Genomic DNA, 13,977 nt, shown 5'->3' with positions numbered 1-13,977 from the left:
GTATGGTAACGGGTGATTAACCTTTGACCGTTTAGGTTAACGACACCGAAGAAAGAGTGGAGAACTCGTATGCGTGTCTTGCTGGTTGAAGATGACCCTACTACGTCGAAAAGCATCGAGTTGATGCTGACCCATGCCAATCTTAATGTCTATGCGACTGACCTGGGAGAGGAAGGGATCGACCTTGCTAAACTTTACGATTACGACCTGATCCTTCTGGATCTTAATCTGCCGGATATGAATGGGCATGAGGTGCTGCGACAATTGCGCCTGAGCCGTATTGATACGCCGATCTTAATCCTTTCGGGGGACGATGGCACAGAAAGTAAACTGAAAGGTTTTGGTTTCGGCGCAGATGATTATCTGACCAAACCTTTCCATCGCGAAGAACTCGTCGCGCGTATCCATGCGATTATCCGTCGTTCAAAGGGGCATGCGCAATCGATCATCAAGACAGGCCAGATTTCGGTTAATCTTGACGCGAAAACGGTCGAAGTGAATGGCAGTACCGTGCATCTGACGGGAAAAGAATATCAGATGCTGGAACTGCTGAGCCTGCGTAAGGGCACAACATTGACCAAAGAAATGTTCCTGAACCATCTTTATGGCGGCATGGACGAACCTGAGCTTAAGATCATCGACGTCTTTATCTGTAAGCTACGCAAGAAGCTTAGCGAAGCGACAGATGGCGACAATTATATCGAAACGGTCTGGGGCCGCGGCTATGTGCTGCGCGATCCGGAACCTGTCACGAATGCAGAGAAGATTGCCATCGGCGCCTGACCGGCATTGTTGGCTGCCACTCACGGATCTTCACGCATCGGTACTGGACGTCCTTAATCGGGGTCCCTAAGAATTGCACCCACCGCTGGTCTGGCGGTGGGTGATTTTGTTGGGGCATCGACGTGGAAAAGGCAATCAGCGCAGGGCATCCGGATACGGGACATCTGACAGTGAACGCGCTGTCAGAGGATCAAGCCGTGGCTGAACTTGATTGGCTGGCCATGGCGCTGAACCGTGCCAATACCGCTTACCACCGCGATGATGCCCCCGATATCAGCGATGCCGATTACGACGCCTTGAAGCGCCGTAACCTTGAGATTGAGGCGCGCTTTCCAAAGCTGAAACGCGCGGATAGCCCGAGTGAGCAGATTGGCGGCGCAATTGCCGAAGGCTTTAGTAAGGTGCAGCATGCAGTGCGGATGCTGTCACTAGGCAACGCGTTTGAGGATGCAGATGTTGCCGATTTCGACGTGCGGATCCGAAAGTATCTGGGGCTCGCGGCTGAGGCTCCGCTGACCTATACGGCGGAACCCAAAATTGACGGGCTGTCGCTGTCACTGCGTTATGAGCAGGGCACATTAGTGCAGGCCGCAACCCGTGGTGATGGCGCGGTGGGCGAGAATGTCACGGCAAATGCCCGCACGATTGATGATATTCCACAGCAAATCGCTGATGCGCCTGATGTGTTGGAGGTGCGCGGCGAGGTTTATATGAGCCACGCCGATTTTGCCGCGTTGAATAAACGTCAGACGGCGTCAGGTGGGAAAACCTTTGCCAATCCGCGCAATGCGGCGGCAGGTTCGTTGCGCCAGTTGGATGCCGGTATCACGAAATCCCGTCCGCTGCGCTTTTTCGCATATGCTTGGGGGGCGTTGTCCGCGCCGTTGGCTGACACGCAATCGGGCGCTATCGCGCGATTGGCCGCGATGGGCTTTGTCACGAATGACCTGACGGTCACCTGCGATGGACCTGCGGCGATGCTGGCCCATTACCATATGATCGAGGAACGGCGCGCCGCACTGGGGTATGACATCGACGGGGTGGTCTACAAAGTTGACGATCTGGAATTACAGCGTCGTTTGGGGTTTCGTTCGACCACACCCCGCTGGGCGGTGGCGCATAAATTCCCGGCAGAGCTGGCTTGGACCACATTGGAATCCATTGACATTCAGGTCGGCCGTACTGGTGCGCTGTCACCGGTGGCGCGGCTGAAGCCGGTGACGGTGGGTGGCGTGGTGGTCTCGAACGCGACGTTGCATAACGAAGATTACATCGCTGGCCGTGACGGAGATGGGCAGCCGATCCGCGAGGGCCGTGATATTCAGATTGGTGATTGGGTGCAGGTTTACCGTGCGGGTGACGTGATCCCCAAAATCAAGGATGTGGATTTAAGTCGCCGGCCGGATGGTGCGGTGCCTTATCAGTTTCCCGTCACTTGCCCCGAATGCGGATCAGAGGCGATCCGCGAAGAGGGCGATGCGGTGCGTCGCTGCGCGGGTGGTATGATTTGCCCTGCGCAGGCCGTTGAAAAGCTGAAACATTTCGTGTCGCGTGCGGCCTTTGATATTGAAGGGCTGGGCGCGAAGCAGGTCGAGCAATTCTATTCGGATGGTTGGATCAGCACGCCCGCCGATATCTTTACTTTGCGCGAGCGCTATAGCACCGGCATGCAGCAGTTGAAGAACCGCGAAGGCTGGGGCGAGAAAAGCGCGAACAATCTCTTTGATGCGATTGATGACAAACGGAAAATCCCGCTGCACCGGCTGATATTTTCCTTTGGCATTCGGCATGTGGGCGAATCTGCTGCATCGACATTGGCCAATCACTACACATCATGGGCCGCGTTCGAGGCCGCGATGACCGGGGCCTCGGTCGGTGATGGCGAAATCTGGGAAGATTTGATTGGCATCGACGGGGTCGGCGCTGTCATGGCCACATCCGTTATCACTGCGATGCAGCAAGAGGCAGAGCGTGCATCCATCGATGCGCTGGTTGGCCATTTGCAGGTCGAAGATGCAGAGGCGGTGGCGACCGACAGCCCGGTTGCAGGCAAGACAGTTGTGTTCACCGGCACGCTGGAAAAGATGACACGGGCCGAGGCGAAGGCGCGCGCGGAATCGCTGGGCGCGAAAGTGTCGGGCTCTGTCAGTGCCAAGACGGATATCCTGATTGCAGGGCCGGGGGCCGGGTCCAAGGCGACCAAAGCAGAAGCGCTTGGCGTCCAAACCATGGATGAAGATGCCTGGCTGGCCCTGATCGGCGACGCATGACGGGCCGTCCGGAGGTTTTGTTTCCGCTGTTCGGCGCATTGACGGCGCTGGATGGGATCGGTCCGAAGACAGCGCAGACGCTTGAGCAGGCGGGAATTGCAAAGCCGCGCGATATGCTGATGACCCTGCCGCATTCCGGCGTGGACCGGCAGCGCCGCGATAGCATTCGCGATGTGGTGCCCCCTGTAACCGTGACGGTTCAGGTGACCGTGGGCGCGCATTATCCGCCCCGCACTAAGGGTCGCCCGTATCGTGTGCATGTGACTGATACGCAGACAGAATTTCAGCTGGTGTTCTTTCATGCGCGCGGGGATTATTTGCAGCGCTTGTTGCCAACTGGTCAGCGTCGCGTGGTGTCAGGCAAAGTTGAGATTTTCGATGGGATTGCGCAGATCGTGCATCCTGATCATGTGCTGCCGCCGGATGAGGCATCGGATATTCCGACGTATGAGCCGGTTTATCCGCTTCATGCGGGGATTTCGCAGAAACTGATGTGGAAGGCGACACGGTCGGCGGTGGCGATGGCACCGCATTTGCCGGAATGGATCGACGCGCCGCTGAAAGCGCGCGAGGGCTGGCCGGATTGGTATGAGGCGCTGGAAAAAGTGCATGCGCCGGGGGCGACCGCAGATTTGTCGCCTGACGATCCGGCCCGACAGCGGTTGGCCTATGATGAGCTGTTTGCCCATCAGATCACGCTCGCCTTGGCCCGCAGTGCGGTGCGCCGTGGCAAGGGTCGTGTGTCGCAAGGGACCGGGGTTTTGCGGGATAAGGTATTGGCGGCGCTGCCTTATCAGCCCACCGGCGCGCAGAGCCGTGCGATTGGTGAAATCGCTGCCGATCTCGCGACTGAACTGCGGATGAACCGGTTGCTGCAGGGGGATGTTGGGTCAGGTAAGACGCTGGTGGCGCTTATGGCGCTGCTAAGCGTGGTTGAGGCGGGCGGGCAGGGCGTGATGATGGCCCCGACGGAAATCCTTGCCCGGCAGCATCTGGAAGGGTTGCGTCCCTTGGCCGAGAGCGCCGGTGTGGTGCTTGAGATCCTGACCGGCCGCGACAAAGGGAGCGAGCGCAAGGCGAAGCTTGCGGCTTTGGCCGATGGGCGGATTGATATTCTTGTCGGCACCCATGCGGTGTTTCAAAAGGATGTGCATTTCCACGATCTACGGCTGGCTGTGATCGACGAACAGCACCGCTTTGGCGTGGCCCAGCGGATGGAACTGGGGGCCAAAGGGCAGGCGGTGGATGTGCTGGTGATGACCGCCACGCCGATCCCGCGTTCGCTGGCGCTGGCGCAATATGGCGATATGGATGTTTCTGTTCTGGATGAAAAGCCGCCCGGTCGGATGCCGGTGCAGACTGCGCTGGTGTCGACGTCCCGCATGGATGAGGTTGTGGACAAGCTGCGCCATGCGGTGGCCGAGGGGCGGCAGGCCTATTGGGTGTGTCCGCTGGTGGAGGAAAGCGAGGTCATGGATATGACCGCCGCTGAGGAACGGTTCAAACAGCTGCGTGCGACTTTGGGTGAAGGCGTCGTGGGCCTAGTGCATGGCCAGATGCCGCCTGCTGAGAAGGACGCGGCAATGGCCCGGTTTGTGGCGGGCGACACCAAGGTCTTGGTGGCCACCACGGTGATTGAGGTCGGGGTGAATGTGCCCAATGCCTCGATCATGATGATCGAGCGGGCAGAGCATTTCGGGTTGGCGCAACTGCACCAGTTGCGGGGCCGGGTCGGACGCGGGTCTGCGGCATCGACTTGCTTGCTGCTTTATCAATCGCCGCTGACCGAGGGGGGGCGGCGCAGGCTGGAAATCTTGCGCGAGACCGAGGATGGGTTTCGGATTTCCGAGGAAGACCTTTCAATGCGCGGGGCGGGCGATGTGATCGGCACGGCACAATCGGGCCTGCCGCGCTTTCGCATTGCTGATCTGGAACGGCAAACGGCGCTGATGGCATTAGCGCAATCGGACGCCCGCAAGCTGCTGCATGATGATCCAGCGTTGGAGACAGAGCGCGGCAAGTCCGCGCGGACGCTATTGTGGCTGATGGAACAGGACAAGGCGATCCGTTTGATGTCAGTGGGTTAGCGCGCTTCACGCAAAATGTTCGCAAATGTTCTTAAAAAGTTCTTTACATAAGGTTAACTGTGTGAGAACAAAGCGGCAACAGAACGTTAGGAGAACACCATGGCACGAGAGATCAAATCCATCATTGTCCGTTCCCGCGACACAATCCTTATGGATGCGCTTGGTGTTGCTGCCCTGATGGTTATGTTGCTTGTCGGATTGGCTTTGCCTGGCTTGATCTGACCTCCCTGGCGGTTGGCTCCGGTCACGCTCACATTGCCCTGTCCCAAGAATGCAATGTCTGATGACCTGCCTGTCTAATGTCCCATGCGGGGGTTGCCTCTCCCCATGGATATATGACCGGAGCGACCGCTTTGACTGCCGCCGCCATCCCGTCCCGGATGTGCGGCGGTTTTTTCTTTAGGGGATAGATTTGCAGAAGTTTCAGGCGGTGGCTTTGCTGGCCTCAAGCGCATCTAGCGTGGCATCGAAGGCCAGCATGATCGAGGCGTGCCGGTTTTTGTAATCTTTTGCCGGTTGCAGCACCTCTAGCCCATCAAAGGGCGCGTCGGGGGCAGGGCCGTCAGATTTCAGCATCGCGAAAAGCTGATCCCGCCCTTGCTGTACCTGTGCAGGCGTCGTCCCGACGATATGCGCGCCGACGACAGCCGCAGCCGCCTGACCCAATGCGCAGGCTTTTACGTCTTGCCCGTAATCTGTGATGATCCCATCCGTTAGGACAACGTCCACGGTGACGGTGGATCCGCAAAGTGGCGAGCGTTTCTTGGCGCTGGCCGAAGGGCTACCCAACCGCGCCGTCCGGGGCATATCAGCGGCGAGCGCAAGGATGCGCCCGGAATAGAGTTTGATCATGTCGTTTTCTGCTGACATCGTGTTTGCCCTTCGTCGTCGTCCCCCTTAGATAGACTTTACCGATCCCGTTTCAAAGGTTTTTGACATGCCCTTCGATCCCGCCAGCCTGACCTATAATGACGCCGGGCTGATCCCCGTGATTGCGCAGGATGCGACATCCGGCGAGGTGCTGATGATGGCATGGATGAATGCGGAAGCGGTGGCCAAAACGCTGGAGACGGGGCAGGTGACCTATTGGTCCCGATCCCGGCAGGAATTCTGGATCAAGGGCGCGACCAGCGGGCACACACAGACGCTGGTGGAACTGCGCATTGATTGTGACCGCGATTGCCTTTTGGTCGAGGTGCAACAGGAAGGTGCTGCCTGTCACACGGGCCGCCGCACTTGTTTCTACACCGCTGTCCAAAATGGTGAAGAGGTCGAGGTCGTCAAACTTCCGGAAGACCCACCAAGCGCCTGATATCATTCGGCGTTGCACCTTCGGCCCTGTATTTTGAAATGGCGCGTGCATCGTCCCGCTTGGCCAGACGCTTGCCGGCTTCATCCCGGATCAGCCGGTGGTGATGGTAGATGGGCGTGGGCAGACCCAGCAGCTTTTGCAGCAGGGCGTGGATTGGGGTCGCTTCGGCCAGATCGGCCCCGCGTACCACATCGGTGATTCCTTGCGCCGCGTCATCCACGACGACCGACAGATGGTAGGACGTGCCCATGTTCAGGCGCGACAGGACGACGTCGCCAACTTGGTTGATCATATGGTCCGGCGTGAACTCGATCAAGCCGTTCTGCTCGACAGCGTTGCCTTGCTCTTGGTAACCGCAAAACCACTTCCAACCGCCACCGGCTTGGCTAATGCGGTGCTCGAAGGCGTGTGAATTATGGGTGGCAAGTGTCATGTCCAACCGCAGAGGATCACCCTTAGGTCGCGGATATTGTTCGGAAAATACTCGCTCATAGGACATCCGCCCACGACAGGTGCCGGGATAGATGATCCCGTCCGGCCCGTGCATCGGCGCGCCTTCCTGCGGGGCGCTGGCGGCCTCCTCAATATCGCGGCGGGTGCATCCGCAGGGATAGAGCAGCCCAGCCAGCCAGAGCTGGTCCAGCGCTTGTTCATAGGCTGGCATCCGTTCCGATTGCCGCATCACATGCTCTGGCCACCACAGGCCTAACCAGCGCAGATCGTCATAAATCTGCGCCTCCCATTCCGGGCGGGCGCGGGATTGGTCGATATTTTCGATCCGCAGCAAGAACGTCCCGCCCGCCGCCATCGCCATGTCATGGGCCAGCATCGCAGAATAGGCGTGGCCCAGATGCAGCGGTCCGGTGGGTGAAGGCGCGAAGCGGGTGATCATCTGCGCCGCAGGATGATGACATCTGCGCCCATGCCGACATCCGTCAGATGGGGCCCATGTTCGCGAAAGATAATCTCGGCCTGGCCACTGCCGAGTTCGGTGCTGAGCGCGTCGGTGTATGCCGGATCTTCCAGTGTCGGGTCATTGTAGGAAAAGGCAAGCAGGTCGCCGGTGTTCAGTTTGCCCACAAGCGCACCCAGCGTGTCAGCCGGTGCAGCGCCAAGCCCGATGACGCCAACAGCCACAATGACAGGGTAGGCCCCGCGCCCGAAGCTCAGCTTACCCGGGTTTGAAAGCCATGTTTTGGCGTAGACACCGCGTGCGCTGGCCTTTTCCAGCATTTCTGGGCTGACATCGGTGCCATGCAGGTTTTGGAAATCTGCGTCGTGCAGCACCTGTCCGGCAAACCCAGTGCCACAGCCGAAATCGAGTATCGTGGCGTTGGGTTTCACATGATCCTTCACCGCGGCGGTAACCCGTGCGGGCGTGTGATAGCCGCGTGCGGTTACATCTGCTTCGTACCGATCGGCCCATTCAGCATAGAGGGCGATCGTGTCCGCTATGCTGCGCTTGGCCCAGAGTTCGGGGCGCAGTTTATCCTTTTTATCGGCCATGATGTCAGGGTAGCGCGCCCGCTCAGGCGGCGTCCAGCGCCATTTGCCCCAGCCATGCCTGCCAGTCGGTTTTGGCGCGGTCGGTGTAGGCTTTGTAGCGATCCTTGCGCCCGCGCCGCCCGCCCTTGATCCCGTCCACCGGCGGGAAGAGGCCGAAATTGACGTTCATGGGTTGGAATGTCTTTGCTTCGGCCCCGCCAGTGATATGGGTGACAAGCGCCCCCATGGCGGTGGTATCGGGCACGGGCGGCAGGGTTTGCCCGGTGAGTTCCGCCACAGCCATACGGCCGGCAAGCAGACCCATGGCGGCAGATTCAACGTAGCCTTCAACGCCTGTGATCTGACCTGCAAAGCGGATATTGGGCCGCGCACGCAGGCGCATTTGATCGTCCAGCAGTGTTGGCGAATTGATGAATGTGTTCCGGTGTATGCCACCGAGGCGGGCGAACTCGGCGCACTCTAACCCCGGAATCATTTTGAAAACATCCTTTTGCGCGCCATATTTCATTTTGGTCTGAAAGCCGACGATATTGTAAAGCGTGCCAAGCGCATTGTCGCGGCGCAGTTGCACGACCGCGTAGGGTTTATTGGTCGGGTCATTGGCATTGGTCAGCCCGACCGGTTTCATCGGACCAAAGCGCAGGGTTTCGCGCCCGCGTTCGGCCATTACCTCAATCGGGAGGCAACCATCAAAATACCCGGCAGTTTCGCCTTCTTTGAATGCCGTTTTCTCCGCTGCCAAGAGCGCGTCAATGAAGGCCTCATACTGGTCTTTGGACATCGGGCAGTTGAGGTAGGCGGTCTGTTCTTCCAGCGTTTCGCCTTTGTCATAGCGCGACTGCATCCAAGCCACGTCCATATTGATGCTGTCGTGATAGACGATGGGGGCAATGGCATCGAAAAATGCGAGCGCCTCTGCGCCGGTTTCGGTTTTGATTGCCTCGGCCAGTGCGCCGGAGGTCAGCGGCCCGGTCGCGATGATCCAATGGCCATCGTCGGGCAGGGCGGTGATTTCATCATAGCGGATACTGACATTGGGATGCGCACTCAGCGCGGCGGTGATGCTTTCGGCAAAAGGATCGCGGTCCACGGCCAGCGCGCCACCGGCAGGTAGCCGGTGTTTATAAGCGGTCTGCATGATCAACCCGTTGGCTTGCATCATTTCCCAATGCAGCAGGCCGACAGCGTTTTGTTCATGGTCATCAGAGCGGAAGGAGTTGGAGCACACCATCTCGCCCAGATTGCCGGTACGGTGGGCAAAGGTTTCGACCTTGGGGCGCATTTCGTGGATGATGACGTTCAGCCCTGCATGGGCTGCCTGCCATGCGGCCTCGGACCCGGCCATGCCGCCACCGATGATGTTGAGTGTGTTTTCCATAAGAGGTGATTTAGGCGGAGCGTGGCCAAAAGAAAAGGCCCGCTGGACGCGGACCTTTGTGCAACCTGTAAGGGATTACGTGATTTAGAAAGGCAGCGTTGCTTTGATGAAGCTGCGGTTGTCCATGACGGTCCCGCGCCCTGATCCAACATCGAAGGACACACCGATGCCCGCAACATTGGCATCGCCGCTGATCTCGATAATACCGTTGGTGGATTCGACGTTCAGGGCACCAAAATTCCCGTAGACCGTTGCGCCGTTTCCAAGCTTGAAAGTGCCGCCCAGCGTTGTAACTGTTTGTGTACTATCTGCGTCGCCAATGGACGTGCGGAATGTGTCAAATGCAGCATTCACGGCGAAATTCGGGGCGACGTCGAATGAAGCCTCTGCGCCATAGATACTTTGTTCGCTGTCATCTTCCACGTCTATGACGCCGTAGTAGGCCTCAAAATGAGAACTGCGCGTGTCATAGCCGGTTTCGATGCCGTAAGTTTCCTGATCTAGATCTTCGATGCTGTCATATGCGAAGAATCCACCAACGGTGGCGTCTGGTCCGACGCGATACAGCGCGCGCAGTGTCGCGTTGAACAGGTCGACGTCGCTATCGTCTGTGGCGATATTATACGTCGCCAGGCTGCCGCCCAATGCAAATTGTCGCGACAGAGTGACCCCGCCGCTGGCGTTGAGTGACGTTCCTGTGAGATCTGCACCATCTTCGGCAACGAAGGCGTAGTTTGCACTAAACTTTGCGCCGGTGAATTCTTGGGCCAGCGCAGGTGTAGTAGTTGCGACCAAAGCCGCAAGCACGAGGGGGATTTGAGTGTTCATCGAAAGGTCCTGGTTACGGAAGATATAATGCTGACTATATCGCCCCTGACTTGGCCTCAAAGTAGGTAAGTCGTCATCGTGGCAACCTGTTGGAAAAATACAATAAAATCTAGGCGAATAACCGCTTATTGTTGGCGGAAAATAACAGAAGCCGAAGAAGAACGATTTGGTTCTGTGTTGTGCTGTGATTGCGGCCCGGTGCGGATCAGCTGCATCGCCGTGGGGCGATGTGCTGTCGATACCAGGCCGCTATCGTATTAGGAATCCACGCCGATGCTGTTGGCTTCAAAAAAGCTTCTGCGGTTAAACGTTGTGCCATTCTTCGGGCCTAGGCCGATGCTGGCACCAATCGAGAAGTAGTTTTCGTCAACGTCGACACCACTATCATCAAGGCTCAGGTTGCCAATTGCAGCTGAGAATTTCACACCTGCCGGCAGCGCATATTCGCCCCCAAATTCAAATTTGGAGATCGTCGCATCATCCAGGTCGGCACTATCGAATGCTGCGGTGACACTGAATCCGCTGCCCAGACCGTAATCCCCGGCAGCACCGATATATGTAACTTGGTCGCTACCATCATCACCCTGTCCGATATAGCCCTGCGCCGTACCATAACCGAAATTATATGCCGCTTCGAAGCCGATATTGTCGACGGTACTGTCATCGACATTGTCTTGGCCAAAGAAGAGACCAAGCGATGTGGTCGGGTTCAGGTTGTAGATGCCGTGCAACGTAAAGTTACTGATATCGGCGTCGCCAAGTTCGAAATCGTAGATCGCGAAATCGCCGGCAACCGCGACACCTTGCATGATGTCGAATTCAGCAGAGCCGTAGTAGTTGGTTCCGCTGAAATCCTCGAGGTCAGTCAGGTCTGAGTATTCGATACCGATTTCGGCACCGCTGAAGCCCTGAGCGAGGCCCGCTGTTGCGCTGACGCAGAGGATTGCTGTCGACAGGAGGAGTTTGTTAAGCATCGTCTTACCTTTGATTTATACGTGACACAGAAGGTATCGCCGATCATTTCGAATGCGTCTATCCACCTTGATTTCCTTGGCGGAAACGCGCCTATTCCTCCTCGTCTCCTTGGTCCGCAATCCACGCAACACTCACCACGGTTTCACCCTTGCCAGTGTTGAAAACCTTCACGCCGCCAGCGCCCCGTGACCGGAAACTGATCCCATCCACGGGCACCCGGATGGATTGCCCGGTTGAAGTCACAAGCATGATTTGATCCGACAGATCGACGGGGAAAGAGGTGACCAGCGGCCCGCCCCGCATCGCCTTGTCCATTGCCGCCACGCCCATGCCGCCACGCCCGCGCACGGGGTAGTCGTGGCTGGAGGACAGCTTGCCCGAGCCTTTGGCAGTGATGGTCAGGATCAGGTTTTCAGCCGCAGACATTTCCGCATAGCGTTCCTGACTGATCGCGCCGGGTGCAACGCCTTCCTCATCTTCGTTTTCGGCTTCATCTGTCAGCCCGGCCATGGCACGGCGCATTTTCAGATAGGCTGCACGCTCCTCGGCCTCGGCCCGGAAGTGGCGGATGATCGACATTGAAACGACCTTGTCATCGCCTTGCAGCCGGATGCCGCGCACCCCAACAGAAGAGCGTGAATTGAACACCCGCACATCGGTGGCAGGGAAGCGGATGGCGCGCCCGGAATCGGTGACCAGCATCACGTCGTCTTCATGAGATGCGATCCGCGCATTGATCAGTGTGGTGCCTTCATGCTCGCCTTCGAACTTCATCGCGATCTTGCCGTTACGCATGACATTTGTGAAGTCTGACAGCTTGTTACGGCGCACAGTTCCGGCAGAGGTCGCAAAGACAACTTGCAGATCGTCCCATTCATCCTCTGGTCGGTCAACGGGCATGATCGCTGCAATGGAGACCCCCGTGGGGATCGGCAGGATGTTCACGATCGCCTTGCCTTTGGCTGTTCGGCTGCCAAGTGGCAAGCGCCATGTCTTGAGCTTGTAGACCATGCCATCGGTGGTGAAGAACAAAAGCTGCGTATGGGTATTGGCCACGAAAAGCGTGGTGACCACGTCTTCTTCTTTGGTGGCCATCGAGGACAGACCCTTGCCGCCCCGCCGTTGCGCGCGGAAGTCGGCCAATGCGGTGCGTTTGATATACCCGCCTGAGGTCACGGTGACGACCATGTCTTCCTGTTCGATCAGGTCTTCGTCTTCCATGTCGCCGGACCAGTCCACAATTTCAGTGCGACGGGGGACAGCGAAGAGTCCTTTGACCTCGGTCAGCTCATCGCGGATGATTTGCAAGATACGTTCACGGCTGCCCAAAATTTCCAGATATTCCCGGATCTTGGCGGCCAGCTCTTGCAGTTCGTCAGTGACTTCTTTGACGCCGATTTGCGTCAGGCGCTGCAAGCGCAATTCCAAAATCGCGCGGGCCTGGGTTTCGGACAGGTTATAAGTGCCGTCCTCATTGGCGGTATGGGTCGGATCATCAATCAGCTTGATATATTCAAGGATCGATTCCGCAGGCCAGCGCCGCGTCATCAGCTTTTCACGGGCCGTGGCCGCATCGGCAGAGGACCGGATGGTCGCGACGACCTCGTCAATATTGGTGACAGCTACAGCCAGACCGCAAAGGATATGTGACCGTTCACGCGCCTTGCGCAATTCAAAGGCTGTCCGCCGCGCGATCACGTCTTCGCGGAAATCCACGAAGGATGTCAGGAAGGCACGCAGGGTCAGCTGTTCGGGCTTGCCGCCATTCAGCGCCAGCATGTTACAACCAAAATAGGTTTGCATCGGGGTGAAACGGAAGAGCTGGTTCAGCACCACCTCTGCCGTTGCATCGCGTTTAAGCTCGACCACCACACGCACGCCGTCGCGGTCGGATTCGTCTTGCACATGGGCGATGCCTTCGATCCGCTTGTCGCGGGCGGCCTCGGCGATGCGGTCGATCATTGACGCTTTATTCACCTGATAGGGGATTTCATCAATGACGATAGCGTAGCGGTCTTTGCGGATTTCCTCCACATGGGTGCGGGCACGGATCACGACGGAACCGCGGCCTTCCAGATAGGCTTTGCGTGCGCCAGCACGTCCCAGAATGATCCCGCCGGTGGGGAAATCCGGGGCAGGGATGTATTCGATCAGTGCCTCAGAGGACATGTCCGGATCGTCGATCAAGGCCAGCGTGGCGTCGATAACCTCGCCCAAGTTATGGGGTGGAATATTGGTGGCCATGCCAACCGCGATCCCGCCTGCGCCGTTGACGAGCATGTTGGGAAAACGGGCGGGCAGAACGGTGGGTTCGCGGTCCTTGCCATCGTAGTTGTCCTGAAAATCGACCGTGTCTTTGTCGATATCGGCCAGCAGAAAGGCTGCGGGCTTGTCCATCCGCACCTCTGTGTAGCGCATGGCCGCGGCCTTATCGCCATCCATGGAGCCGAAGTTCCCCTGACCATCCAAAAGCGGCAGCGACATGGAGAAATCCTGCGCCATACGCACCAGCGCATCATAAATCGCACTGTCGCCGTGTGGATGGTATTTCCCCATCACATCGCCGACAGAGCGCGCCGATTTACGGTAGGATTTGTCGTGCGTGTTGCCCGCTTCCTGCATCCCATAGAGGATTCTCCGGTGAACAGGTTTCAACCCGTCACGCAGATCTGGAATGGCACGGGAGACGATGACGCTCATCGCGTAGTCGAGGTAGCTGGTTTTCAGCTCATGCTCGATGGTTACGGCAGGCCCATCGTATGCTGGGCGCTGAGGCGGCAATTCGTCTTCGTTTTCAGGTGTTTCCGGGGTATCGTTCACGTGGACCGCCTGTCTTTA

Annotated in this window: 12 protein-coding genes; 5 read left to right on the top strand and 7 right to left on the bottom strand. The window is 57.9% G+C overall.

The genetic code is table 11. From position 1 onward, the window contains the following. The first annotated feature begins 69 nt into the window (after positions 1 to 69). The 4 genes from ctrA to ACJ5NV_RS09495 all read left to right on the top strand — a co-directional run bounded on the left by ctrA (position 70) and on the right by ACJ5NV_RS09495 (position 5,362). Positions 70 to 783 (top strand): response regulator transcription factor CtrA, encoded by a 714-nt coding sequence (gene ctrA / locus ACJ5NV_RS09510; protein WP_411643441.1) that lies wholly within the window; start codon positions 70 to 72, stop codon positions 781 to 783. A 170-nt stretch (positions 784 to 953) separates the two neighbouring features. Next, positions 954 to 3,053, top strand: a complete 2,100-nt coding sequence (ligA, locus tag ACJ5NV_RS09505) for an NAD-dependent DNA ligase LigA (RefSeq protein WP_411643606.1) — start codon at positions 954 to 956, stop codon at positions 3,051 to 3,053. Continuing rightward, entirely contained in the window at positions 3,050 to 5,140 is a 2,091-nt protein-coding gene (recG, locus tag ACJ5NV_RS09500; protein WP_411643440.1) for an ATP-dependent DNA helicase RecG, read from the top strand. Before ligA ends, recG begins: the two co-directional genes overlap by 4 nt. 99 nt (positions 5,141 to 5,239) lie before the next feature. Next, positions 5,240 to 5,362 carry a hypothetical protein gene (locus tag ACJ5NV_RS09495; RefSeq protein ID WP_411643439.1) on the top strand — a complete coding sequence of 41 codons (123 nt, stop codon included), beginning with the start codon at positions 5,240 to 5,242 and terminating at the stop codon, positions 5,360 to 5,362. 201 nt (positions 5,363 to 5,563) lie between these two features. On the opposite strand, the gene ACJ5NV_RS09490 is transcribed toward ACJ5NV_RS09495, so the two are convergent. Then, on the bottom strand, positions 5,564 to 6,010 hold the full coding sequence (locus ACJ5NV_RS09490) for an iron-sulfur cluster assembly scaffold protein (protein WP_411643438.1): 447 nt from the start codon (positions 6,008 to 6,010) through the stop codon (positions 5,564 to 5,566). A 67-nt stretch (positions 6,011 to 6,077) separates the two neighbouring features. Here ACJ5NV_RS09490 and hisI point away from each other — a divergent pair, with 67 nt between their 5' ends. Further along, complete coding sequence (hisI, locus tag ACJ5NV_RS09485) at positions 6,078 to 6,452, top strand: phosphoribosyl-AMP cyclohydrolase (RefSeq protein WP_411643437.1); 375 nt, start codon at positions 6,078 to 6,080, stop codon at positions 6,450 to 6,452. Here hisI and gluQRS read toward each other — a convergent pair. The 6 genes from gluQRS to gyrA all read right to left on the bottom strand — a co-directional run bounded on the left by gluQRS (position 6,421) and on the right by gyrA (position 13,959). Then, a complete protein-coding gene (gluQRS, locus tag ACJ5NV_RS09480) occupies positions 6,421 to 7,344 on the bottom strand; it encodes a tRNA glutamyl-Q(34) synthetase GluQRS (RefSeq protein WP_411643436.1) in 924 nt (307 codons plus the stop codon). The genes hisI and gluQRS overlap by 32 nt on opposite strands. Then, positions 7,341 to 7,958, bottom strand: coding sequence for a class I SAM-dependent DNA methyltransferase (locus tag ACJ5NV_RS09475; protein ID WP_411643435.1), 618 nt, complete (start codon positions 7,956 to 7,958; stop codon positions 7,341 to 7,343). The genes gluQRS and ACJ5NV_RS09475 overlap by 4 nt, the downstream gene beginning before the upstream one ends. A 22-nt stretch (positions 7,959 to 7,980) precedes the next feature. Continuing rightward, entirely contained in the window at positions 7,981 to 9,336 is a 1,356-nt protein-coding gene (gene trmFO, locus ACJ5NV_RS09470) for a methylenetetrahydrofolate--tRNA-(uracil(54)-C(5))-methyltransferase (FADH(2)-oxidizing) TrmFO (RefSeq protein WP_411643434.1), read from the bottom strand. 84 nt (positions 9,337 to 9,420) lie between these two features. Further along, positions 9,421 to 10,164 (bottom strand): hypothetical protein, encoded by a 744-nt coding sequence (locus tag ACJ5NV_RS09465; RefSeq protein WP_411643433.1) that lies wholly within the window; start codon positions 10,162 to 10,164, stop codon positions 9,421 to 9,423. 257 nt (positions 10,165 to 10,421) lie between these two features. Then, the gene (locus tag ACJ5NV_RS09460) at positions 10,422 to 11,138 is read right to left on the bottom strand and encodes a hypothetical protein (RefSeq protein WP_411643432.1); all 717 of its coding nucleotides are present in this window, start codon (positions 11,136 to 11,138) and stop codon (positions 10,422 to 10,424) included. Between the two features lie 91 nt (positions 11,139 to 11,229). Next, the gene (gyrA, locus tag ACJ5NV_RS09455; RefSeq protein ID WP_411643431.1) at positions 11,230 to 13,959 is read right to left on the bottom strand and encodes a DNA gyrase subunit A; all 2,730 of its coding nucleotides are present in this window, start codon (positions 13,957 to 13,959) and stop codon (positions 11,230 to 11,232) included. Positions 13,960 to 13,977: the final 18 nt, after the last annotated feature.

Source organism: Loktanella agnita (assembly GCF_046640325.1).
In the GTDB taxonomy this organism is placed as follows: Bacteria; Pseudomonadota; Alphaproteobacteria; order Rhodobacterales; family Rhodobacteraceae; genus Yoonia; species Yoonia agnita.
Note: the sequence above shows the minus strand (reverse complement) of the source record. Positions and strands in the feature narration are given on the sequence as shown.